The 22,327-nt window shown below is 70.0% G+C and carries 23 protein-coding genes; 12 read left to right on the top strand and 11 right to left on the bottom strand.

Annotation, left to right across the window (positions count from 1 at the left end; translation table 11 throughout):
- Window positions 1-213: 213 nt before the first annotated feature.
- From OG510_RS11365 to OG510_RS11345, 5 genes are read left to right on the top strand one after another with little or no spacing between them, the layout of a single operon-like run.
- Window positions 214-2,892 (top strand): nitrate- and nitrite sensing domain-containing protein, encoded by a 2,679-nt coding sequence (locus OG510_RS11365; protein ID WP_406136669.1) that lies wholly within the window; start codon window positions 214-216, stop codon window positions 2,890-2,892.
- On the top strand, window positions 2,889-3,374 hold the full coding sequence (locus OG510_RS11360; protein WP_406136668.1) for a roadblock/LC7 domain-containing protein: 486 nt from the start codon (window positions 2,889-2,891) through the stop codon (window positions 3,372-3,374). The genes OG510_RS11365 and OG510_RS11360 overlap by 4 nt, the downstream gene beginning before the upstream one ends.
- Window positions 3,371-3,760 carry a DUF742 domain-containing protein gene (locus tag OG510_RS11355; protein ID WP_323183639.1) on the top strand — a complete coding sequence of 130 codons (390 nt, stop codon included), beginning with the start codon at window positions 3,371-3,373 and terminating at the stop codon, window positions 3,758-3,760. Before OG510_RS11360 ends, OG510_RS11355 begins: the two co-directional genes overlap by 4 nt.
- Entirely contained in the window at window positions 3,741-4,367 is a 627-nt protein-coding gene (locus tag OG510_RS11350; protein ID WP_406136667.1) for a GTP-binding protein, read from the top strand. Before OG510_RS11355 ends, OG510_RS11350 begins: the two co-directional genes overlap by 20 nt.
- Before the next feature lie 14 nt (window positions 4,368-4,381).
- Window positions 4,382-5,617, top strand: coding sequence for a styrene monooxygenase/indole monooxygenase family protein (locus tag OG510_RS11345; protein WP_406136666.1), 1,236 nt, complete (start codon window positions 4,382-4,384; stop codon window positions 5,615-5,617).
- Between the two features lie 78 nt (window positions 5,618-5,695).
- Here OG510_RS11345 and OG510_RS11340 read toward each other — a convergent pair whose 3' ends face one another.
- The 3 genes from OG510_RS11340 to OG510_RS11330 form a co-directional block, all read right to left on the bottom strand.
- A complete protein-coding gene (locus OG510_RS11340) occupies window positions 5,696-6,913 on the bottom strand; it encodes an NlpC/P60 family protein (protein WP_406136665.1) in 1,218 nt (405 codons plus the stop codon).
- A 200-nt stretch (window positions 6,914-7,113) separates the two neighbouring features.
- Window positions 7,114-7,491 carry a hypothetical protein gene (locus OG510_RS11335; RefSeq protein ID WP_406136664.1) on the bottom strand — a complete coding sequence of 126 codons (378 nt, stop codon included), beginning with the start codon at window positions 7,489-7,491 and terminating at the stop codon, window positions 7,114-7,116.
- A gap of 67 nt (window positions 7,492-7,558) precedes the next feature.
- Complete coding sequence (locus tag OG510_RS11330; protein WP_406136663.1) at window positions 7,559-8,290, bottom strand: TetR/AcrR family transcriptional regulator; 732 nt, start codon at window positions 8,288-8,290, stop codon at window positions 7,559-7,561.
- A gap of 159 nt (window positions 8,291-8,449) precedes the next feature.
- Here OG510_RS11330 and OG510_RS11325 point away from each other — a divergent pair, with 159 nt between their 5' ends.
- Window positions 8,450-9,793, top strand: a complete 1,344-nt coding sequence (locus OG510_RS11325; RefSeq protein ID WP_406136662.1) for an FAD-dependent monooxygenase — start codon at window positions 8,450-8,452, stop codon at window positions 9,791-9,793.
- A gap of 35 nt (window positions 9,794-9,828) precedes the next feature.
- On the opposite strand, the gene OG510_RS11320 is transcribed toward OG510_RS11325, so the two are convergent.
- A complete protein-coding gene (locus OG510_RS11320; RefSeq protein ID WP_406136661.1) occupies window positions 9,829-10,269 on the bottom strand; it encodes an ATP-binding protein in 441 nt (146 codons plus the stop codon).
- Between the two features lie 163 nt (window positions 10,270-10,432).
- On the opposite strand from OG510_RS11320, the gene OG510_RS11315 reads away from it, so the two are divergent.
- Together OG510_RS11315 and OG510_RS11310 are read left to right on the top strand one after the other, a co-directional pair.
- Window positions 10,433-11,311 (top strand): helix-turn-helix domain-containing protein, encoded by an 879-nt coding sequence (locus tag OG510_RS11315; protein ID WP_406142364.1) that lies wholly within the window; start codon window positions 10,433-10,435, stop codon window positions 11,309-11,311.
- Window positions 11,308-11,517: a DUF397 domain-containing protein gene (locus OG510_RS11310; RefSeq protein ID WP_406136660.1), complete on the top strand. Its 210-nt coding sequence runs from the start codon at window positions 11,308-11,310 to the stop codon at window positions 11,515-11,517. Before OG510_RS11315 ends, OG510_RS11310 begins: the two co-directional genes overlap by 4 nt.
- Window positions 11,518-11,613: 96 nt before the next feature.
- On the opposite strand, the gene OG510_RS11305 is transcribed toward OG510_RS11310, so the two are convergent.
- Complete coding sequence (locus OG510_RS11305) at window positions 11,614-12,390, bottom strand: alpha/beta hydrolase (protein WP_406136659.1); 777 nt, start codon at window positions 12,388-12,390, stop codon at window positions 11,614-11,616.
- A gap of 335 nt (window positions 12,391-12,725) precedes the next feature.
- Here OG510_RS11305 and OG510_RS11300 point away from each other — a divergent pair, with 335 nt between their 5' ends.
- Window positions 12,726-13,631: a hypothetical protein gene (locus OG510_RS11300; protein ID WP_406136658.1), complete on the top strand. Its 906-nt coding sequence runs from the start codon at window positions 12,726-12,728 to the stop codon at window positions 13,629-13,631.
- 140 nt (window positions 13,632-13,771) lie between these two features.
- Here the strand turns inward: OG510_RS11300 and eno are convergent, their stop codons facing one another.
- Window positions 13,772-15,079, bottom strand: a complete 1,308-nt coding sequence (gene eno / locus OG510_RS11295; protein WP_406136657.1) for a phosphopyruvate hydratase — start codon at window positions 15,077-15,079, stop codon at window positions 13,772-13,774.
- A gap of 227 nt (window positions 15,080-15,306) precedes the next feature.
- Between eno and OG510_RS11290 the strand changes: the two genes are divergently transcribed.
- Window positions 15,307-15,729, top strand: coding sequence for a MarR family winged helix-turn-helix transcriptional regulator (locus OG510_RS11290; protein WP_406136656.1), 423 nt, complete (start codon window positions 15,307-15,309; stop codon window positions 15,727-15,729).
- Here the strand turns inward: OG510_RS11290 and OG510_RS11285 are convergent.
- Window positions 15,726-16,337: a TetR/AcrR family transcriptional regulator gene (locus OG510_RS11285; RefSeq protein WP_406136655.1), complete on the bottom strand. Its 612-nt coding sequence runs from the start codon at window positions 16,335-16,337 to the stop codon at window positions 15,726-15,728. The two genes, OG510_RS11290 and OG510_RS11285, sit on opposite strands and share 4 nt — an antisense overlap.
- 130 nt (window positions 16,338-16,467) lie before the next feature.
- Here OG510_RS11285 and OG510_RS11280 point away from each other — a divergent pair.
- A protein-coding gene (locus OG510_RS11280) for an IS5 family transposase (RefSeq protein WP_371628382.1) occupies window positions 16,468-17,326 on the top strand; the annotation gives its coding sequence in 2 pieces (ribosomal slippage) (window positions 16,468-16,823 and window positions 16,822-17,326; 861 coding nt in all).
- Window positions 17,327-17,655: 329 nt separating this feature from the next.
- Here the strand turns inward: OG510_RS11280 and OG510_RS11275 are convergent.
- Complete coding sequence (locus OG510_RS11275) at window positions 17,656-18,639, bottom strand: amidohydrolase family protein (protein WP_406136654.1); 984 nt, start codon at window positions 18,637-18,639, stop codon at window positions 17,656-17,658.
- Window positions 18,640-18,702: 63 nt separating this feature from the next.
- Complete coding sequence (locus OG510_RS11270; RefSeq protein ID WP_406136653.1) at window positions 18,703-19,404, bottom strand: SDR family NAD(P)-dependent oxidoreductase; 702 nt, start codon at window positions 19,402-19,404, stop codon at window positions 18,703-18,705.
- A gap of 124 nt (window positions 19,405-19,528) precedes the next feature.
- On the opposite strand from OG510_RS11270, the gene OG510_RS11265 reads away from it, so the two are divergent.
- A complete protein-coding gene (locus OG510_RS11265; RefSeq protein ID WP_406136652.1) occupies window positions 19,529-20,107 on the top strand; it encodes a TetR/AcrR family transcriptional regulator in 579 nt (192 codons plus the stop codon).
- Window positions 20,108-20,528: 421 nt separating this feature from the next.
- On the opposite strand, the gene OG510_RS11260 is transcribed toward OG510_RS11265, so the two are convergent.
- Both OG510_RS11260 and OG510_RS11255 read right to left on the bottom strand, forming a co-directional pair.
- Complete coding sequence (locus OG510_RS11260) at window positions 20,529-21,185, bottom strand: hypothetical protein (protein WP_406136651.1); 657 nt, start codon at window positions 21,183-21,185, stop codon at window positions 20,529-20,531.
- 36 nt (window positions 21,186-21,221) lie between these two features.
- Window positions 21,222-21,752, bottom strand: a complete 531-nt coding sequence (locus OG510_RS11255; protein ID WP_406136650.1) for an alpha/beta fold hydrolase — start codon at window positions 21,750-21,752, stop codon at window positions 21,222-21,224.
- Between the last annotated feature and the right edge of the window lie 575 nt (window positions 21,753-22,327).

The following is a 22,327-nucleotide window of genomic DNA, read 5'->3' as shown; positions in this document are numbered from 1 at the left end:
CGGCGCTCCGTGCGCGCCCCGCGTGCGCGGGTCGCAGAGTTGTTCGCCAACTTGCAGTTGATGTTCACTCGTTCAGGTGGCTGACCTGGTGATGCGCACTCCCCTCCCAAAACCACTGGAATGGTCAGAAGCCGTACCAGAGGCGGGAGCGCATCCTTGTGATCGGTCATCACCTCGGCGTCATGCGTGGACGAGTCAAGATTGTGAGCACCGGTGCAGAACAAGCGGCTTCGGGGCAACAGGGGCGTGCCGCCCGAGCGGACCACCCGGGTACGCAGGCGCCTGGTCGCCGGCGTGGCCGTCGTCGGCCTCGCCGTGCTCGCGGCGAGTGCCCCCTCGGTCTACGGCGCGTCGGCCGAACTGACCGACGCCCAGCACCTGGTCACCCTCTCCGGCCTGGACCAGCAGACCGTCTCCCTGGCGCACGACCTCGCGGACGAGCGGGACGACGTCACGGTCTACATCGCGGGCGGGCGCGCCAAGAAGGACAAGCTGGCGGCCGACCGGGCCACCCGGGTCGACAGCGACATCGAGGAGATCGGCACGGCCGCACCGGCCGCCCTCCGGCATGACCTCGCCACCCTGCCGTCCGTCCGCAGGACCGCCCTCACCGGCAAGAGCACCGCGCTCGAAGCCAACAAGGCGTACTCCGACCTGATCGACAAGGTCCAGCAGACCTCGGCCCAACTCGCCGACCGCACACCGCCCGAGGCCGCCGCCGCGACCCGCGCCGTGGTCGACCTCGGCCGGGCGGTCGGACAGGCGTCCCAGACCCGCGGGCTGCTGCTCGGCGCGCTGGCCGTCCCGCGCCCGTCGGCCACCACCGTGTACGACCAGGCGACCGGCACCTACGTCCAGCAGCAGGGCGTCGCCGTCGGCGCGGACGGCCGCACCAGGGACGGACTGAGCGCGGCCGCCCAGCAGGCCAGGGTCCGCGAACTCGCCGCACTGGCCGACTTCGACCAGGCGGCGGACCCGGCCGACCAGGAGTCGCTGGCCTCCACGGTCTCCGGCTCCGAGGTCAGCAGCGCCGAGAGCTACCTCGCGCGCCTCGCCGAACAGCCCACGCTCTCCACCGCCGACCAGCAGACCGACCCGACGAAGCTCGGTACGGCGCTGAGCGCGCGCACCGACCAGATGCGCGGCGTCGAGGCATCACTCGCCGCCCGCCAGGACAAACGGCTCGCCGCGCTCCGCGACGACGCCGTGACCGCGCTCGAACTGCGCATCGCCCTCGCCGGAGTGCTGTTCCTCCTCACGATCGGGGTCGGCGCAGCCGTCGCCCGTACGCTGACCCGCCCGCTCGCCGTGCTCCGGATCGGCGCCGCGCGCCTGGCCGGCGCCCCCGAGTCGGAGGAGCCGATCGTCTTCACCGGCCGCAACGACGAGTTCGCCCAGGTCGTCCGGTCCATCAACGCCCTGCACAGCAGGGTGCTGACCGCCGGCGCCCGCGCCGAACGCCTCGCGGGCGACCACCGCGATCTGCAGGGCGGCCGCGACCGGTTCGACGCCGAGCGCGCCATGCTGGAGGCGGACACCGCCGAGGTCACCGCCCAGCTCGACCGGCTGCGCCACACCGTCAGGGCGTCCTTCGTCAACCTCTCGCTGCGCTCCCTCGGCCTGGTCGAGCGTCAGCTCACCGTCATCGAGGGCCTGGAGGAGCGCGAGCAGGACCCCGAGGCGCTCGCCACCCTGTTCAAGCTCGACCACATGGCGACCGTGCTGCGCCGCCACAGCGAGAACCTGCTGGTCCTCGCGGGCACCGAGCACGGCCACGGCCAGGCCGGCGGACCTGTCCCCCTGGTGGACGTGCTGCGGGCCTCGGTCAGCGAGATCGAGCGGTACGAACGGGTCGCCATCCAGGCGCTGCCGCCGCGCTCCCAGGTCGCAGGCTTCGCCGCCGACGACATCAGCCACCTCGTCGCCGAGCTGCTGGAGAACGCCACCGCGTTCTCGCCGCCCGAGGCCGATGTCCAGCTCTCCGGCTGGCTCCTGGAGAACGGCGAGGTGATGCTCTCCGTACAGGACGAGGGCATCGGCATGTCGCCCGGCCGGCGCACCGAGCTCAACGCGCTGCTCGCCGACCCCGACGCGTCCCGTCCGGGCGCGCCCGGCGACGAGCAGTCCGGGCTCGGCCTCCACGTGGCCTCGCTGCTGGCCAAGCGGCACGGCGTACGGGTCGAGCTGCGCGAGCAGAAGCAGGGCGGTGTGGCGGCCGTCGTCGTGCTGCCCAGCGCGCTGCTGCCGGACGAACCCCCGGCCACGCCCCCGCACTTCGCACCGGACGCCGGGTCGGCGCCCGTGCTGAACCTGCCCGGCTCGATGGCCGAGGCCAACTCCAACACGATCCCGACCAGGTCGCGTTACGAGATAGGGGCCGACGCCCACGAGCGCACCGCCGACGAGGTGGACGAGCCGACCTTCACGATGCGGCGGCCCGCCCCCGTACCGGATCCGGAGACCGTGCCGGAGCCCGGCACCGCCTCGGAGCCCGGTACCGCCCCGGAGCGGGCGCCCCTGTCCGAGCCCATGAGCGGGCCAGGACAGGCCGCAGCGGCCCCGGGACCTGAGCTGGGCCCTGACCCGGTCCTGGACCAGGACCCCGCCGCCACCGGCGGTGTCCCCGTCGGCGGTATCCCCGAGCAGGGGGCCGGCCGCGTCACCGACAAGGGGCTGCCCAAGCGCGTCCCCAAGGTCACCAAGCCCGAAGGAACAGCCCCGAAGCAGCGCACCGGCAGTGTCGACGCCGCGGCCCTGCGCAGGAGGCTCGGCGGCTTCCACCAAGGAGCCAAGGACGGCCGTAAGGACGTCGAAACGGAGATCTCGGAGCAGAGATCGGATGTTGTACGTACCGATGACGCGGGGGACAGTGTCGAGGAGGCACGCAGTTGACTGCGCCCAGCACATTCGGACTCAGCAGTGAGGCCAGGAACCTGCACTGGCTGTTGAAGGATCTCGTGGAGGAGGTCCCAGGGCTCCGTTCCGTCGCCGTCGTCTCGTCCGACGGTCTGATGCTGCTCTCCTCGGACCCCGAGGTCTCGGCAGCCGGTCAGGCCACGCCCGTCCGGCGAAGCGGCCCCAAGGGGTCGGCCGCCGATCTCGCCACCATCGTCTCCGGCATCGGCAGCCTCACCATCGGCGCCGCGAAGCTGATGGACGGCGGAGGCGTCAAGCAGACGATGGTCGCCATGGAGGAGGGCAGCGTCTTCGTGATGTCGATCAGTGACGGCTCGCTGCTGGGCGTGCACGCCACACCGGACTGCGACATGAGCGTCGTCGCCTACCACATGGCGCTCTTCGTCGGCCGCGCCGGTCATGTCCTCACCCCCGAACTCCGCAGCGAGCTGCGCAAATCGATGGAGAGCGCCCAGTGACCCCGGCCCTTCCGGTCCGTAACCCGGATCGCCGCCCCGCGCGAGTGCGCCCGTACTCGCTCACCGGCGGCCGCACCAAATTCGGCCACATCCTCTTCGTGGAGACCTTCGTCGCCGCGATCGAAGCGTCGCCCGAGCGCCCGGAGCTGGCCAACGGCCCCGCGCGCCTCATGCCGGAGATGCGCGCCATCGTCGAGATCTGCCGCCGGATGCGTACCGTCGCGGAGATCTCGGCGCTGCTCAAGATGCCGCTGGGGGTCGTCCGCGTCCTGCTCAGCGACCTCGCAGACCAGGGAAAGATCCGTGTGTACGGTACGGGGCACGGCGAAGGCCAGCCCGACCGCGCGTTGCTCGAAAGGGTACTGAGTGGACTCCGCCGTCTCTGAGACGCTGATCCCCGCCGAGGCCGACGAGGCCGTCCAAGCCTGGCAGAACGACCGCACCCGCGCCCCCATATCCACCAAGATCGTGGTGGCGGGCGGCTTCGGAGTGGGCAAGACGACCTTCGTCAGCTCCGTATCGGAGATCACCCCGCTCCAGACCGAAGCCCTGATGACCCAGGCGAGCGAGGAGACCGACGACCTCAGCGCCACACCGGACAAGCTGACCACCACGGTCGCGATGGACTTCGGCCGGCTGACGCTCGACGACGACCTCGTGCTCTACGTGTTCGGGACGCCCGGGCAGCAGCGCTTCTGGTTCATGTGGGACGACCTGGTGCGTGGCGCGATCGGCGCGATAGTGCTCGCCGACACCCGCAGGCTCGCCGACTGCTTCCCCGCGCTCGACTACTTCGAGAGCTGCGGGCTGCCGTACATCGTCTCGGTCAACCACTTCGAGGGCACACCGGCCTTCGAGCCGCAGGACGTGCGGGAGGCCCTGACGATTCCTCCGCACGTGCCTGTACTGATCATGGACGCGCGTAACAGAATGACGGTGGTCGAGTCCCTGCTGGCCCTGGTGGGCCACGCACTCGACACCACCCCCGAATAGGAGAACAACCCGCCATGCGGAAGATACTCATCGTCGGAGCCGGCCAGTCCGGGCTCCAGCTGGCTCTCGGCCTCCAGACCCAGGGCTACGAGGTCACGCTCATGTCCAACCGCACGGCCGATGAGATCCGTTCCGGCAGGGTCATGTCCACGCAGTGCATGTTCCACACGGCGCTCCAGCACGAGCGGGACCTCCAGCTCAACTTCTGGGAGTCCCAGGCGCCGAGGATCGAGGCCCTCGGAGTCTCGGTGGCCGCCCCCGACTCCTCCCGCGCCATCGACTGGGTCGGCACACTGGACGGCTACGCCCAGTCCGTCGACCAGCGCGTGAAGATGGCCGGCTGGATGGAGACCTTCGCGCAGCGCGGCGGCCAGCTGGTCATCCACGGTGCGGCAGTCTCCGACCTGGACTTCTTCGCCCGGACGTACGACCTGGTGATGGTCTCGGCCGGCAAGGGCGAGCTGGTCTCGATGTTCGGCCGGGACGCGGCGCGTTCGCCGTTCACGGTGCCGCAGCGTGCGCTGGCGGTGGCTTACGTACACGGCATGGGCGTACGCCCCGAGCACCCCGACTTCGACGCGGTGCGCTGCAATCTGGTCCCCGGCGTGGGCGAACTCTTCGTGATGCCCACCTTCACCAACAGCGGCCGCGCGGACATCCTCTTCTGGGAGGGCATACCCGGCGGCCCGCTGGACGCCTTCCAGGGCATCAAGGACCCCTCCGAGCACCTGGCCCTCACGCTCGAACTGATGGAGAAGTTCACGCCCTGGGAGTACGCGCGGGCGACCGAGGTCGAGCTGACCGACGCGGGCGGCACACTCGCAGGCCGGTACACCCCCACGGTCCGCAACCCCGTCGGCCGGCTGCCCGGCGGCGGTCTGGTGCTCGGCGTCGCCGACGTGGTCGTGGCCAACGACCCGATCACCGGGCAGGGCTCCAACTCGGCGTCGAAGTGCGCGGCCGCCTATCTCGGCTCCATCGTCGAGCGGGGCGACCAGCCCTTCGACGAGGCGTGGATGCGGCAGACGTTCGACCGCTACTGGGAGACGGCGCAGCACGTCACCAAGTGGACCAACGCGATGCTGGGCGTCCCCCCGGAGCACGTACTGAACCTGATCGGGGCCGGAGGCCAGCTCCAGCCGGTGGCCGACCGCTTCGCCAACGGGTTCAACAACCCGGCCGACTTCGAGAACTTCTTCTACGACCCGGAGAAGACGAACGCGTATCTGGCGTCGGTTGCCGGGGCCTGACCGCCGCCGCCCCTTTCACCGCCACCTGGGCCCGGCACACCGCCATGGTCCTGCCCGGCCGGGCCCGCTCCGGCTCGTTCAGGCGTCCGGGCGGACCGCGCCGAGGATCGGGTTCGACGCGACGGGCGAGACCTTCACGGTGGCGCCGGGGCGGGGAGCCTGTACGACCTTGCCGTCGCCGATGTACAGCGCGACATGGGTGGCCTTCGGGAAGTAGACGATCAGGTCACCGGGGCGCAGCGACCGCAGCGAGACCCGGTGCAGCCGGCGCCACTGCTCCTGGCTGGTGCGGGGGATCGTGCGCCCGGCGTGCGCCCAGGCCCGCCAGGTAAGCCCGGAGCAGTCGAAGGAACGCGGGCCCTCCGCGCCCCAGAGGTACGGCTTGCCGACCTGGGCGAGCCCGAACGCCACGGCCCTGGCTCCCCGGGTCGACGCCGATGCGGGCGGTCCGCTCAGCGCCCCGGAGGCGTCGAGCGCGTGCTGGGCCGCGCTGGTGTCGGCGTCGTCCTGGGCCTTCACGTCGGATGCCTGGTCGGGGGAGAGCCCGGCGAGCAGCGCCTCCGCCTGGTGCAGCCGGTCCTGGGCCGTCCGGTACTGCTTCTTCTGCCGGGCGGCGAGCGCCTGCTTCTTCTGCAGTGCGGCACGCGACGCGGTGTCGAGGCTCCCGGCGTGCTTCTCGGCCTTCTTGAGCTGTGCGGCCCTGGCCATCAGATCGGCCGAGGCCCGCTGGATCTGGTGGCCCGCGTCGAGCGCCTGCTGGGGGTCGCCGCCGAGCATCAGGCTCAGGTAGGGGGAGAGGCCGGACTGCTGCTGGTACTGCTCGCGAGCCAGCCGGCCGGCGGCGTTGCGGCTCTTGGCCAGCTCCATCCGCGCTTTCACCAGACCGGCGCCGACGCTCTTCGCCTTGGCCTGCTGGCGCTTGAGCGCCTCCGTGGTGGCGCGGTAGGTCTGCCCGGCCTGTTCGGACTGCTGGTAGAGGGTCCGGAGCCGGTTGAGGGTGGCCTCGGCCTGCGTCTGGGGGGCGGCGGGCGCGGCCTCACCACGGGCCGGGGCGGCCGGGTCCGGATGCGCCGGGCCGGGCCGGCCGGTGGCCGGGTCCGCCGTGGGGGCGGCCGGGGTGCCGGCCGCGTCGGGGCCGGCGGGGGCGGCCGGTCCTGCGGGGGGCGGCGACGCGGCCGGGCCCGGCTCCGGAACGGGGCTCCGGAGGCCGACCGGATCGGCGAGTGCGGGGGTCGCGCCGACGACCACCGTGGCCAGCGCCGTCGTACAGATGAACCGCAGCAGTCTGCCTGACACCACATCACCTCTGCTTCCGGGGCGGGCCGTCCGCCCCGGGCCGAGCATGCGGCGAAGCCGCCGGTGTCACATCCGGGGTGGGCGGATCGGCGCAATCCGGTCACCCTTACAGGGCGGATCTGATGCGGAGTCAATTTCGGTGTGGGTGGGGGAGGGGGTGGGGCGGGGGCCCTGGTCGGTACGGGGGAGTGGGCGGCGCGCTACTCGGCCCCGCGGTCCGGCCAGGCCCGGCCATCCCGACCGGAACCAGGCTCGTCATCAGGCGCTTCATCAGGCGCTTGATCAGGTTCGGAATCAGCCTCTGGAGCTGGCTTCACATCCGGTTTCGACCAGGGCCACTTCAGCGTGCGGGGCCGGCCGTCCGGTGCGTACACGTACGTCCAGCCGCGCTGGATGCCCAGCCGTTTGGTGTGGCCGGCCGGGGTGCGGACGTAGACCAGTACGGTCGGCGGCCCGCCCGCTGCGTCCGGGACCGGAACCTCGTACACCTTGGGCGGCTGGCCGGTCGGGCCGAGCAGGACGGGCAGGATCCGCCCGTCCAGCGGACCGCCCTCGAACAGGGTCTCTTCGCTCTTCACCCGGCCAGTCTGACGCAGCGGCCAGGCCGCCCCCTGACACCCGCTGGCTCCGACGCGGCCGCCCGGGTCAGACGCGGCCCAGCAGCCGGGTCGCCTCGTCCACCACGGGCAGCAGCCGGTGGGCCAGGACCCCGACCGCGCCGTCCGGCTGCTCACCGGCGAGCGCGGCCGTGACCACAGCGGCGGTCTGACGGTCCGTGGCGGCCGTGGCGGCGAGCAGCGCGATGAGGTGGTCGATGAGCCAGTCGCGCAGTTCGCCGACGGGCGGCTGCTTCTCCTCGTCCAGCCAGATGAGCGAGGCGGCCTCGACAGCGGCGATCCAGGTCCGCACCATCATGCGCAGCCGCGGCCCCGGCGCACCGACCCCGAGGTGGACGAGGATCTGCTCGGCCGCGGCCCGCCGCACCTCGTCCACGATGGCGCCGGTCCGGGACGTCTCGGCGACGCTGCCGCCCTGGAGCAGCGCGGAGAACCCTGCGTCGTGCTCGTCCACGAAGGCCAGATACCGGTCCAGGACCTGCGTCAGCCGTACGGTGAGCGGGCCGCTCTGCGGCTCGGCGAAGCAGAGTTCGAGTTCGTCGGCGGCCGAGCGCAGCGCCTTCTCGTACAACTGCTGCTTGCCGCCGGGGAAGTAGCGGTAGACGAGCGGCCGGGAGACACCGGCCGCCTCGGCGACATCGTCCAGCGACACCTCGTCGGGCGCCCGGTGCGCGAAGAGCGACAGGGCCGCGTCGAGAAGCTGGACACGGCGCTCCTCGACGCTGAGACGTCGGTACGCGGGGATCGCTGCGGGGGTCATGACCGCAGCGTAATCCCGGTGTTCACGGTGGGGCACGTTCCGGGGAGTCCCCCGCGGCCGACCGCGGAGGGGCCACCGCCATACTGCGACTGATCGTGTCGGCAGTTACGGCAGCTCCAGCAGTTCCGGCCTGTGCCCGAACCCGAAGGGAACCCCCACGTGCCATCGGCTCTTCCCGTCCTCACGCACACCTCCGTCGTCGTCATAGGAGCGGGCCCCGCAGGGCTCGTCGTGGCGAACCGGCTGCACGACAGCGGCGTCGACTGCGTACTGCTGGAAGCGGAGAGCCGGGAGTTCATCGAGCGGCGGCCACGCGCCGGGTTCATGGAGGAGTGGGCGGTACGGGCGCTCGCCGGGCACGGACTGGCGGAGCGGATCCTCGTACAGGCCGAGACGCAGGGCGAGTTCGAGTTCCGGTTCGAGGGCGAGCGGCACACCGTACCGACGGCCGAGCTGTCCGGGCGGAGCCACTTCGTCTATCCGCAGCCGCGGCTGGTCACCGATCTGCTCGCCGCGTACGTGGACAAGGGCGCGGGTGACGCCCGCTTCGGCGTCCGGGACGTACAGCTGGACGGCATAGGGGGTACAGAAGGCATAGAGGGTATAGAGGGCACCGACGGCACCCATGGCACCGGGGACACCGACGGCACCCATGGCACCGGGGATACCGACGGCACCCATGGCACCGGCGGCGACCGGCCGGTGGTCTCGTACACCGATCCGCTGACCGGCGCCCGGCACCGCGTCGTGTGCGACTACGTCGCGGGCTGCGACGGCGCGCGGGGCGTGACGCGACAGGCGATACCCGACGGCCGTGTCACGGTCAGCCGCCGCGACGACGGGGTCGCCTGGCTGGCGCTGCTCGCCCAGGCGCCGCCTTCGGCGGACGGCGTGGTGTTCGGCATCCACGAGCGCGGCTTCGGCGCACATATGGCCAGGAGCCCCGAGGTCACCCGGTACTACCTCCAGGTCCCGCCCGGTGACGCCCCGGAGAACTGGCCGCACGAGCGCGTCTGGCACGAACTGCGCACCCGGCTCGCCGCGGACGGGGCCCGGCCGCTCACGGAGGGGCCGCTCGTCGAGAAGGTGGTCCTTGACATGCACAACTACGTGGTGGAGCCGATGTCCTACGGTCGCCTCCACCTCGCGGGCGACTCGGCGCACCTGGTCGCACCGATCGCGGCGAAGGGGATGAACCTCGCGATCCACGACGCGCTGCTGCTCGCGGACGCCCTGATCGCGGCCGCGCCGGGCCGGAACGGGGCCGACGGGGACGGCGGGGACGGCGGCACGGGTCTCGCGGGGTACTCGGAGGCGGCGCTGGAACGCGTCTGGCAGTACCAGGAGTTCTCCCAGTGGCTCTCGGACGTCCTGCACGGGGCATCGTCCGGCGACCGCTTCCGGGCAGCCACGGCACGGGCCCGCCTGCGCCGGATCCTGGCATCGGGCATCCCGGCGCGAGCGTTCGCGGGTCTGTACATGGGGGAGGAGAGCGGGCGCTGACCGGGTCGTGGGTCCCCGCGACCCGGTGGCGGCGGTCACCGTACGAGGTCGATCTCCGCCCACACCACCTTGCGGGGGACGGGCCCCGGGGCCACACCCCAGCGGTCGGCGAGCGCTTCGACGATCAGCAGACCGCGCCCGGACTCGGAGTCGTCGGCGGGCGGGGCGGCGCTGCCGGGCCCGGTGGGCGGCAGCCGGTCGCCCCGGGTGTCGGTCAGCTCGATCCGCAGCAGCGTGTCGCCGTACACGGCAAGGCTCAACTGGAAGTCCCTGCCCGGGACTCGGCCGTGGACGACGGCGTTGGCGGCCAGCTCGGCGACGATGTGCGCTGCCGTCTCCGCCCGTAGCCCCCAGTCGCCCAGATGCGCCACGGCCAGCAGCCGGGCGAGCCTCGCGCCCCGGCGGGTGGGGGAGAGCAGCACGGTGAACTGCCGGGTGGGAGCGGAACGTTCGGTTCGGGTGATTTCTTGAGTCACATCACTCAGCGTGGCCGCAGCCGCCTACCGTGAACAGTGACACGACGCCTACGTACGGTGACTGTCCCGGGCTTGTCCCGTGCTGTCCCGGCTGTCCGGGGTGACGTGCTGGGGACGAACAGGGTTGAGCCAGAACGGCACTGACGTCGGAAGCGGGGCACGGATGAGCGTGGATGAGGCCGGCACGGAGCGAGGGACCGGCGGAGCGGACGAACCCGGCTGGGACGTCGACCCTGACGACGAGTCCGGCGCGGCGGTGGTCGCCGCGGTGGGCCGCCAGCTCAAGGCGTGGCGGGAGTCGGCGGGGCTGCGGGCGAGCGAGTTCGGCGGAGCGATCGGGTACGGGGAGGACCTGGTCTTCAAGGTGGAGGGCGGGCGGCGCATCCCGCGCCCGGAATTCCTGGACCGGGCGGACGAGGTGCTGGGCGCGGGCGGGAAGATCGCCGCGATGAAGAAGGACGTGGTGGAGGTCCGGTATCCGAAGAAGATCCGGGATCTCGCGAAGCTGGAGGCGCGGGCGGTCGAGGTCGGGGTGTACGCCGAACACGGCATCCATGGCCTGTTGCAGACAGAGGGCCATGCGCGGGTGTTGCTGGAGACGCGACAGCCTTCGTACTCCCGTGATGAAGTGGAGCGAGGCGTGGCAGGCCGGATGGCCCGGCGCTCGATCTTCGACCGGTCACCGGCGCCCGCGCTCAGCTTCGTCCAGGAAGAGGCTGCCCTGCGGCGCCCCATCGGGGGCAGAATGGAGTGGCGCCGTCAGCTCGAACGACTTCTGGAGGTGGGCCGACTGCGAAACGTTTCACTCCAGGTCATGCCTCTCAAAGTCGAGACCCACCCAGGGCTGGGCGGCGGGATCGAGGTGCTCAAGTTCGGAGACGGCACGGCCGTGGGACGATCGCCTGGCGCGTTTAACGGTCGCCCGGTATCCGATCCAAAAAGCCTGCGGATCCTTGAACTTCGTTATGGCATGATCCGGGCCCAGGCTCTTACACCAAGGGAGTCGCTGGCCTTCATCGAGCAAGTGCTGGGAGAGACATGATCCGCAAGCCCGCTGCCGGGGATGCTGCCGAGCTGGAGTGGTTCAAGAGCAGTTACAGCGACAGCAGTAGTGGCAACGACTGCATCGAGGTGGCCTCCGCGCCCGCCACGGTCCACGTCCGCGACTCGAAGAACGTCCCGGGGCCGGGCCTGGGCTTCACCCCCGGCGCGTGGGCGGATTTCGTGGCGTACGCGTCGGAGGGCTGACCGCGCTGAGCTCCCTACGAAGGGTGGCCTCCAGGTCACTCCCAGGGGCGGGCCCGCGGCGCCCGGCCGACAAGCGGGGCGCCGCAACCGCGTACGTCAGGCCGGAGCGGCGACGGTTCCCGGAGAAGCGAGGTGCCGGGCGAAGAACCGGACCGCGCTGTCGGCCTCGAAACGGGGCAGCTCCTTGTGCCTGCCCGAGTTCACATGCAGCGACTTCTCCTTCGATGCGAAGGCGTCGAACAGCGCGAGACCTTCCTCGCGCGAGATGTGCTCGTCGTCCCACTGCATGTCGAACTCGATCGGGACGGTGATCCGCTGCGCCTGCTCGGCCAGTACGTCGGGCCAGTGCTGGCCGAAGACCGCGGCCGTGACTCTGGGTTCCACCGCTACGAACGGCACGCCGATCGCCGTACCCATGTTGATGCCCCAGTAGCCGACAGGACCGTCGGTGCCGATCTCCGGGAGTTCCTGGAGGGCGTCCAGGGTCGCCCGGTACTCGGGTACGGCGAGCTGTGCCAGATGGTCGTTGTAGCGCACGACGATCGGGCCTTCCGGCTCGCCCGCCGCCCTCGCCCGGAACAGCTCGGCGATTTCCGCCTCGTCGTGCGCCGTACGCGGCCGGTCGCCGTGCCCCGGCGCGTCGATGACAGCGACGTGGAAGCCGCAACCGGTTACGAGGCGCTGGGCGCGGCCGGACATCGCCGGGTGCTTCTTGTGGTTGCCGCCGCCGTGGCCCATCAGGACGAGGGGCGCCCGACCGGCGGCGGGTTGGGAGGCCGGTGACCAGAGAACTCCGGGGACGTCCCCGATGGTGAAGTCGCGCTCGAGCACGCCGTTCGACGAGGACTCGGCGGTGAACTGCAAAGAATGCATGGGCGTTGCCTTTCGGGAGTGCCTAGTGGTCGAGGAGCTCCCGGCGACACCTGCGTCAATCGCCTGACCGTGACAAGAAGGAGAGCACCCACAGGGAACCAGCGTTCATGGGTCTCACCTCCTCAAACAGCGCCGCGGTCGTCGAACGGAAAGCTAGCAGCCGGACGATGATCCTTTCCATCTTTATTCCTCTTCGGTACGGGAAGCAGGCCGCCTACTCTGTGAGCGGCATTGCCGTCCCTCCGACCCGCTAGGAGTGCCAGGGCGTGGATGTTGAGATATCTCCGCATGTGCGCGACACCGCAGCACAGTTGGGGGCAGGTGTTCCCTACGCATTGAAAGTCATCAGCGCCCGGCTCGCCGACGACCCGGACATGGGTCTGCCTTCGGGGCTGCCCGGCATCCTCACGGTGACGGTGGCCGGAGACCTTTTCGAGGGCTGTCCCGCCCTGGCCATCGGCTACATCCGTGAGCCTGAGCGGACCGAGATCCGGTACGTCGCCCTGGACCCTTCCGCCGAGGCCGCCACGGACACGCAGGACCAGCGTGGCCAGCGGGACCGGGAACACCAGCAACAGGAGGAGAAACAGGGGCAGTCCTCGGATCCCGCCTCGGTCGCGATCACCGTACGGCAGGTCGCCGACGCCTGGCATCGCATCACCGGTTGGCTCCAGAAGAACGCACCCGACTCGTACGCCGCGCTCCGCGCGGGGGCCGACCCCGGCGCCCTCGCCGCTCTGGAAGACGACCTCGGCGTTCGGATACCCGTGGAGCTGCGCGTGCTGTGGATGCTGACCGCGGGTGACGACGGGGTGAACGGCTCGGGGTGCCTTCCCGGCAACCACACTCTGATGCCCCTGGACGAGGTGGCCGCCGTCCACCGGATGAAGACGGACGCCCAGACCCACCACGCCACCCTCGACGCCGGCCGTCACGAAGACGAAAGGATCACTGTGTGGGAACCCACCTGGATTCCGGTGGTTGCCCTGGGCGCAGCTGACAGCACGTCGGGCCTGTACCTGGACACCGAGACCGGCTGCCTCGGCCCGTGGTCCCGCTACGGCGAGTATGGCGGCGACGTACTCGACACCCTGGTCACGTACCTGGAAGAGGCCGCCGACATGCTCGAAGCCCCTGCCCTGGCGACCCGTGACGAACCCGGCTTGATCGGTGGGGCGTTGGTGTGGCTCAGCCGCATCGACCCCGCGCAGCAAGGCCAGTGGAAGTCCCTGACGGGCTGACGGGCCGACCGGCTGACCACTGACGGGAGCAGGAGGGCTGAGTTGTCGCATCCCGTCAGCGGCGGTCAGCGGCGGTCAGTGACAAGGCAGTCGGGCAGGGCCTCTGCCTTGACCGCTACCTCTGTCTGCCGTTCGTGTGCTCACGCCCGGCGCAGTGCGGAGCGACCCGCGAAGCGTGCCGCGTCGCCCAGTTCCTCCTCGATCCGGATCAGTTGGTTGTACTTCGCCGTGCGGTCGGACCTGGAGAGCGAGCCGGTCTTGATCTGGCCGCACCCGGTCGCCACCGCCAGATCCGCGATGGTGGTGTCCTCCGTCTCGCCCGAGCGGTGGGACATGACGGCCGTCCAGCCCGCCTGGTGGGCCGTGGCGACCGCGGCCAGGGCCTCGGTCAGGGTCCCGATCTGATTGACCTTGACCAGGACCGAGTTGCCGACACCGGTACGGATGCCCTCGCGCAGCAGTGTCTCGTTGGTGCAGAACACGTCGTCGCCGGTGAGCTGGCAGCGGTCGCCGACACGGGCGGTCAGCTCGCGCCAGCCGTCCAGGTCGTTCTCCGCCATCGGGTCCTCGATGGAGACGACCGGGTAGGCGTCGATGAGCTTGGCCAGGTAGTCGGCGTGCTCGGACGGGGTGCGGCGTACCCCCTCGCCGGTGTAGTCGTACACCCCGTCGCGGAAGAACTCCGACGACGCCGGGTCCATGATCAGGCCGATGTCCGCGCCGGGGCGGTACCCGGTGCGCTCGATGGCGGTCATCACGAAGTCGAGCGCCTCTTCCGCCGTACGGAGCGCCGGCGCGAACCCGCCCTCGTCGCCGACGCCCGTGGAGTGCCCGGCGGTCAGCAGGTCGCGGCGCAGCGTGTGGAAGACCTCGCTGCCCATGCGGACGGCTTCGGCGAAGGTGTCCGCGCCCACGGGCGCGATCATGAACTCCTGGAAATCCAGCGGATTGTCGGCGTGGGCACCGCCGTTGACGATGTTCATCATCGGCAGCGGCAGGAGATGGGCACCGGCGCCGCCGAGGTAGCGGTAGAGGGGCTGACGGTGGGCCGCCGCTGCGGCCTTGGCGGCGGCGAGGGAGACGCCGAGGATCGCGTTGGCGCCGAGCCGGGACTTTGTGGCGGTGCCGTCGAGGGCGATCAGCGTGGCGTCCAGACCCGCTTGGTCCGCCGCGTCCCGGCCGCGTACGGCCGCCGCGATCTCCTCGTTGACGTGGGTCACCGCGCGGTCGACGCCCTTGCCGTGCCAGCGTGCGGAGTCTCCGTCGCGCAGTTCCACGGCCTCCCGGGCGCCGGTGGACGCGCCGGAGGGGACGGCCGCGCGCCCCAGGGAACCGTCCGCCAGGACGACGTCGACCTCGACCGTGGGGTTGCCCCGGCTGTCGATGATCCGGCGGGCGGTGACGGTCTCGATGACGGTGTTGATGGTTCCGACTGCTTCTGCGGACATGGGAATTCCTCCCGTTGTCGTATGTCGTGGCCCCGGCTGCGACAACGCTGGCGCTGAGCCCGACAAGCACAAACCATACAGCAATGCTGCTCAGTTTGGCTGTACAGCATTGCTGTGCAGGGTGGCTGCGCAGGGCGGCTGTGCAAGACGGCGTGCAGGGGCAGGTGTGCAGGTCAGGTGTGCAGGTCGGCTGCGCAGCAATGCTGACCAACGGGGTAAAGTGCCCTATGCCCACCTCGGAAGCCGCCGCCATCGCCGCAGAACTGCGCACCGCGATGGGCAAGCTCACGCGCCGCGTCAAGCACGAGGACCGCATCCCGCTGGGCCAGGTCGCCGTACTCGGGACGCTCGACCGCAACGGCGCCATGACCACCAGCGACCTCGCCGCCGATCAGCGCGTACGCCCCCAGTCGATGGCGAGGGCGGTGGGGCTGCTCATGGAGCAGAACCTGATCACGCGCCGGGCGCACCCCACGGACGGCCGCAAGTCGCTGGTCGAGCTGTCGGATGCGGGCCGGGTCGCGCTGGAGGCGGAGCGCGGCCGCAGGGCCGGCTGGCTCGCGCAGGCCATCGAGGCCGAACTCACCCATGAGGAGCGGGCGTTGCTGGCCCGGAGTGCCGCCCTGCTGGAGCGGCTCGCCACCCGCTAGTGCTGTGACCGCATGGGTTCGCCGGGGGTCTGCCAGCCGCGGAGAATCGCGCTGAGGGCCTGCTCGGCGAGTCGTTGTGCGTGTTCGGTCCCGACCGTGCCGAGAAAGCCGAGCGAGGCCATGCCGTACAGCGTGCCCCACACGATCTCGCAGGCTTCGTCGCGGTCGGCCAGGTCCACGCCGTGCGCGTCCGACCAGGCCGTGAGCAGCTCCTTCAGGACGTCGATGGCCGGTTCCGCGGCGCGTCGGCGCTCATCCGCGTCCACCGCGGTGCCGTTCATCGCCTCGTAGAGGTGAGGGTGATCGCCTGCGAACCGTACGTACTCGGACGCGGCCCGCAGCATGCGCCGGTCGATGTCGGGCTCCTCGACCACCTGCCTGAAGCGGGCCAGCAGCCGGTCGTAGCCGTGCACGACCAGCCGCAGTACGAGTGCGTCCTTGTTGGCGAAGTGCTGGTAGACGACCGGAGCGGTGTACTCCACTTCAGCCGCGATGCGCCGGATGGTCAGCGCGGCGACGCCCTCGCCCTCCAGGACGCGCAGTGCGGCCTCGATGATCCGGTCGTGGGTGCTGGCCCGTTCGCGGGCGCGTCGTGTGCTGTTCGGCATGTTCCGTCACTTCGCTGCTTCGGTGGCTTCCCGGACAGTAGCCGCTCCTTCTTGGCAGGGCTGTTCCCGCCCAACTGGAGTTAACGCTCCTAGGCCGTGTCTTCAAAGCTGTTTTAGGTGTTGAGGGATCATGTCGGTTGTGGTGCGTCGTCATGAGCTGTCGGATGCTGAGTGGGCTGTCCTGTCGCGGTTGTTGCCGAGTTCGGGGACGGCGGGGCGGCCGCGGTCGGATGACCGCGTGGTGCTGAACGGGATTGTGTGGAAGTTGCGCACGGGGTCGGCCTGGCGGGATGTGCCGGAACGCTACGGCTCCTGGCAGACGCTCTACACGCGTTTCCGCAGGTGGGCACTGGATGGCACGTTCTCTCGCATGCTGCGGGCTCTGCAGGCGGAGAAAGATGCGGCCGGGGACATCGACTGGCTGGTGTCGGTCGATTCCACGATCGTGCGGGCCCATCAGCACGCCGCCGGCGGCAAAAGGGGTCACCGAGGGGGACGAAGCGGGTGATCACGCCCTCGGTAGATCCCGAGGCGGACTGAGCACCAAGCTCCACTTGGTCTGCGACGGACACGGCCGCCCACTCGCCTTCGTTCTGACCGGCGGGAACGTCAACGACTGCACTCGCTTCGAGGAGGTCCTGGACGCCATCTGCGTTCCCCGCATCGGTCCAGGCCGGCCACGCACCCGGCCCGACCACGTCATCGCGGACAAGGGCTACAGCTCCCGTAAGATCCGCGCCTACCTGCGAAAGCGCGGCATCCGCCACACGATTCCCGAACGCATCGACCAGGCCAGCGGCCGCCTACGCCGAGGCTCACGTGGCGGCCGACCACCGCGTTTCAACAGGGAGGTCTACCGACTCCGCAACGTCGTCGAGCGCTGCTTCAACCGGCTCAAACAATGGCGCGGCCTGGCCACCCGCTACGACAAGACCCACGAGTCGTTCCAGGCCACCGTCACCATCGCCTCAATCCTGTTATGGATCTGACCTTTGAAGACACACCCTAGGAAACATAACAACGTTAGAAGGTGGGAGTCAGGGATGATTTACCACATCAACCGCGGAACCGGCTGACGGCCCGCACTTCGGCCCGACCGCCCCCGCTCCCGGCCTCGACGTCGCCGTCCGCGGCCAAGTCGGCGCGACCACGGGCTGGCCGGGCCCTGACCGGGACGTAGCGAGAACGCGCTTCCCTCCGGATCGGTCATTACGACGCAGCACGACGCAGCACGATGTAGCAGGACATAGCCGTCGGCGCGGCCCGGCCAGTGGCATCCAGGTGGCATCCAGGTGGCATCCAGGGAGGGGCAGGTGATTCAGCCCAGCCGGAAGAGCGTTTCCGCGTTCTCGGAAGCGATCCTGGCGCGGTCCGAGGGGTCGTGGATGGTGGCGAAGAACTGCTCGATCGCCGCCGCGTCGGGCCGGTGGAAGGGGTAGTCGGTGGAGAACAGCACCTTGTCGGCGCTGGTGAAGTCGAGAGTGTGCCGCAGCAGCCGCTCTTGGAGCATGCCGCTGCTGGTGATGTGGATATTGGTCTTGATGTAGTCCGAGACCCGGCGTTCGAGGTGCTTGGCGACACCGGAGAGGCTGTCGACGCGGTCCATCCAGAACAGCAGCATTTCGCCCCAGTGGCCGAGGACGAGCTGAAGACCGGGGTGCCGGTCGAAGGTGCCACGCAGGATCAGCCGCAGGGCGGACAGCCCGGCGTCCAGGTGCCAGCCCCAGCCGAAACTCGCCAGCGCGAGGTCGGTCAGCGGGTCCAGGCCCCGGTACGCGGCGTCGCGCAGTTCGTCCGAGGGGATCTGCGGGTGGATGAAGACGGGCCGGCGCAGGCGGGCGGCGGTGGCGAACAGGTCGTCGTAGGCGGGATCGTCCAGCGGGCGGGCGCCGGTTCGGCCGTGGACCATCGCGCCGACATGCCCCAACTCGGTGGCGCACCGTTCGAGTTCCGCCGCTGCGGCCTGCGGATCGCTGGTCGGCAGGGTCGCGAACGCGCGGAGGCGGTCCGGGTGCGCGCGGACGGCTTCCGTGGCCTCGTCGTTCGCTTCCCGGGCCAGTGCGATGGCCTCAGGGGCGGGCAGTGCCTGGGTGGCGGGCGTGACGACGGAGAGGATCGAGATGTCGATCCCGGCGGCGTCCATCGTCTCGATACGTCCCTGGCCGATGTCCTCCAGCCGGGCCTGGTTGTCGCCCATGGTGTTGAAGGCGACGCTTTCGTCCCGCGCTCCGGCGGGCAGGCGGTCGAGCGCCTCGCGGATGGCGACGCTGTTCCAGTGCTCTTCAATCGCGATGATCTTCATGTTGCTGTTCCCGGGAGTCGAATTCTGCGGTCGTGGATTCCGGCCGTCCGCCGTCCGTACGCGTCACCAGCGGACGGTCTGCCCCTGGTAGTCGAGGAACTGCAGCCCGCCCCTGCCTGCCTGGGCCTCGACGGTGTCGACCACGCCGGGGATGCTCTGGTCGACCGTCAGACGCGCGTCGGGGCCGCCCAGGTCGGTCCGCACCCAGCCGGGCGCCATGAGCAGCAGCGTGCGCGGGTCGTCGGCATGGCGTGCGGCGAAGCTGCGCATCAGCTGGTTCAGTGCGGATTTGCTCGGCCGGTAGATTTCGAAGCCGCCCTTGTCGTTGTTGGCGACACTTCCCTGGCCCGATGACATCACTGCCATCGTGCCGTCCGGGACGACCAGATCCTGCAGTGTCTCCACCACCCGCATCGGGCTGAGCGCGTTGGTCACCATCAGCCGTACGAAGGTGTCCGTGGACACGTCGGCGACGGTCTCCGTGGGGTCGTTCGTCGTCCCGGCGTTGACGAAGAGCAGGTCGAACGCCGTCCGTGCCAGACGCTCGTGCAACGCCGCGACCTGCTCGGGAACCGTGATGTCGACGCTCTCCACGACGAGCCGGCCGCCCGAGGACTCGGCCAGGTCGTGCAGACCGGTCCGCTTGGCTCCCCGCACCGTCGCGGTCACCTGCCAGCCGCGCTTCAGGTACTCGCCGGCCAGCGCGTACCCCAGTCCCCGTGACGCGCCGATGATCAGAGCGGTCTTGCCGGTGGGTGTGGTCATGGGACCCTCCTCCGTTGTCGATGGCGGGCGGCGGGCTCTCGGCGCCGCACATTCGCTCATCGCCTGTTGAGTCAACGCTACACGATGTGATCCTCTCCCGCTCAACGGATGTAGAGTGAATGGTGTGAGTGAGCCGAGAAGCAGGGCCGAAAGGCGAGCGGCGACCGCACAGCGCATCCTGGAGGCGGCGCGTGCGGAGTTCGGGGAGCGCGGCCTGGAGGCGACGACCATCCGCCGTATCGCCCAGCGCGCGCACGTGGACCCGTCCCTCGTCATGCAGCACTACGGCTCGAAGGCCGCGCTCTTCGCCGTCGCCATCGAAATGGGGGAGTCCGCTCCGGAGGAGGTGGAGGCTCATCTGCACGATGTCCTGGACGTCCGGATCGGGGCCCTGCCGCCGGAGACCAAGGCTCTCGTGCGGTCCATGCTGACCGCACCCGAGGCGGAAGCCTCCATGAGGGCGTTCCTGGACGAGCGGGTCGCCAACCTGAGCGGAGCCATGGGCGGCGAGGACGCCGAGCTGCGGGCAGCGCTGATCGTCAGCAGCATCCTCGGCCTCACCGTCGCGCGCCACTTCCTGAAGCTCGACGCGTTCGCGGACGCCTCCGACGCCGACATCGCCCGCGTAGCCCGGCCATGGGTCACGACCGGGGTCGACCCCGCTTCCGGGCAAGAGCCCCCGACACCCACAGAGGCGGACTGAGCGGCGCCGGCGCCCGACCGGGGCGATCGCGGTGGTGGGCACCGGAGGCACTTCTCTCCACCGGTCGCCTTCAGATTGGTGTCTACAGTTCCTGGTCTCCCTGCCAGGTGACTGACGTCAGAGGAGAGATCCCCCTGTTCGCCAGGCCCCTGTAGGTCACCGTCCGCTCGGGGCCGAGTTCGTGGGCGACTTGTTGTGCCAGGTCATGTCCTTCGGCACGGAGCGGGCCGGATTCGAACTCGCCCTCGAACGGTGATGTGTACGGGGGACGGTGGCGGCCTGCCGTGGGTGTCGCGTTCCCGGTGGAGGCGGTCGCAGCTCCATCCCATCCACTTCGCGGTCTTGTGGGGCTCGTCCCAGTAGCGCACGGCGCGCGAGGGCCCGAGGTGTCTGGCCAGGCGCCGAAGTGTGCCGCCCGGTGCTATGCCCGGGGTGTGCCGTCCCAGCGCCATGAGGTCGGACGCGGGCGGCCGTGCAGTTCGGCGCGTCCGGTGGCCCACAGCAGGGTCGGCCAGGGATCCGTGGACTCCGGGGCGTTCGGAAACAGCCGGGTGAGCGCGCGTGAGCACAGGTCGGCGGGTGGGTTCCAAGCAAGCCCGAGCCCTTGGGCCAGGTCATACGTATGCACCAGGGTCTCCACGATGCCCATCGCGGCGAAGCCCTCGGGGTCGGAGATGCCGAATGCGTGGTGGGCGCGGACCTGTGGGGCAGTCGTGCGGACCATGGCGACCAGCAGTGCGCCACTTGCCTCCAGCACCTGCAACAGGCCGGTGGGCCCCGCTCCACGGTCCGCGTGAATGGCGTTCGCGGGCCCGCCGGGCCGCCGGCTCTCCCATACGAAGGGCACCTCGCCGTCCAAGGGCGGTGTTCTGGGGCCCAGTTGCGCGGCGTAGGCGAAGAGGTCGTCGCTCAGGTGCTCGACGGTCTCCCAGCAGTCCCATTCCAGCGAACCCGCCTTTTCGCTCCACACGGCTGGGGGCGCCGTGCGAAGGACCGCCAGAGCGAGCTGCACGGCAAGGTCGAGGTCGTCCGCGGTGACGGGGGACGAGGAGGGGCCAATCTCGGCTGATCGGGACATGGCAGGACCGTATCCCGGCTCGGAGAAGTCACGGGGCTACGCCTTCCCTTCGATGGTGCCGGGCCGGCGACGGATCATCTCCTCTGCGTGCCGGGGCGGGACGACCGGGCTGTGACTGCCCCGTACGACCATCAGCGGCTGCTTGGCGCTGGTGAAGTCGTCCCACCAGTCGCCCCGGACCGCGGCCTTGGCGGCCTGGATCTCGTCCGCCCGCCACAGGAACCGCCAGCCCTCCGGTTCCAAGGAATCTCGCAGGTAGGCAATGAGATCACCTGTCGACACTCCGTCCCAGTCGGCTCCAGGCACCTCAGCGTTGATGACCTCATAGCGCTCCCCAGACAGCTCGTGGACCAGGACCTGACGGCTCGTTGCATCCAGGGCATCCACCCGCAGGCGGACGGAACCGTGCGTGAGCGACGGGAACATGTTGCGCAGTACCTCATCCGCATGGAGGCGATGCAGAAGGTTCCATTGCCTCCGGTGGAAGTCGGACGACAGGAGCTCAGACCACTGCAATGGGGTGAGCTCCCCGACTTCGAGCGCCCTGGCAAATTCGCCGAGCTCCATGAACTCGAATCTCGCCCTCAGCTCGTCTAGCGGCATATCTCCACGCCATGCGGCGACCGCCACCACGAGGAGCCCAAGATCGTCCGTCCGGCGCCAACCTCCCAACTGAACCCTGGTGCATCCCTCGTGAACCCAGGGACAAGGACACACACCCGGAAGAGACGCTCCTTGGGCTCAGCATGAACCAAGACGAACCCCCTTGCCGTCTCAACGCTGATGAGGTCGGCACCCCAAGGTGGCAGGCCGATGTCGCATTCGCGCAGCTCAGCTGCCTCTTTCATGGCTGATCCAAGATTGCCCGAAGCCGTCACGTCCTAGTACGGATCTTCCCGATTGATATCCATATTCGACCTCCAGCGAGAGCAGTAACTGATGATCGATCTCTTCACGGGCGGAAGTTCTCCCTTCGGCCCCGATAGATCCGTCATATCGGTCAGGGGGTCAGTCGCATGGGACTATCTGGACCCGCCGGTGAGTCGAATTTGATCGAATCCCAGGGGCGTTGACAAGCAGGGTGTCGGTCACCAATACCCGGCACAGCAAGAACCCTGTACGTTCAGTCGTACGAGACTCTG

Origin of the sequence: Streptomyces sp. NBC_01089, from assembly GCF_045162975.1 — a bacterium.
GTDB lineage: Bacteria > Actinomycetota > Actinomycetes > Streptomycetales > Streptomycetaceae > Streptomyces.
This window is presented reverse-complemented; position numbering and strand designations above follow the sequence as displayed.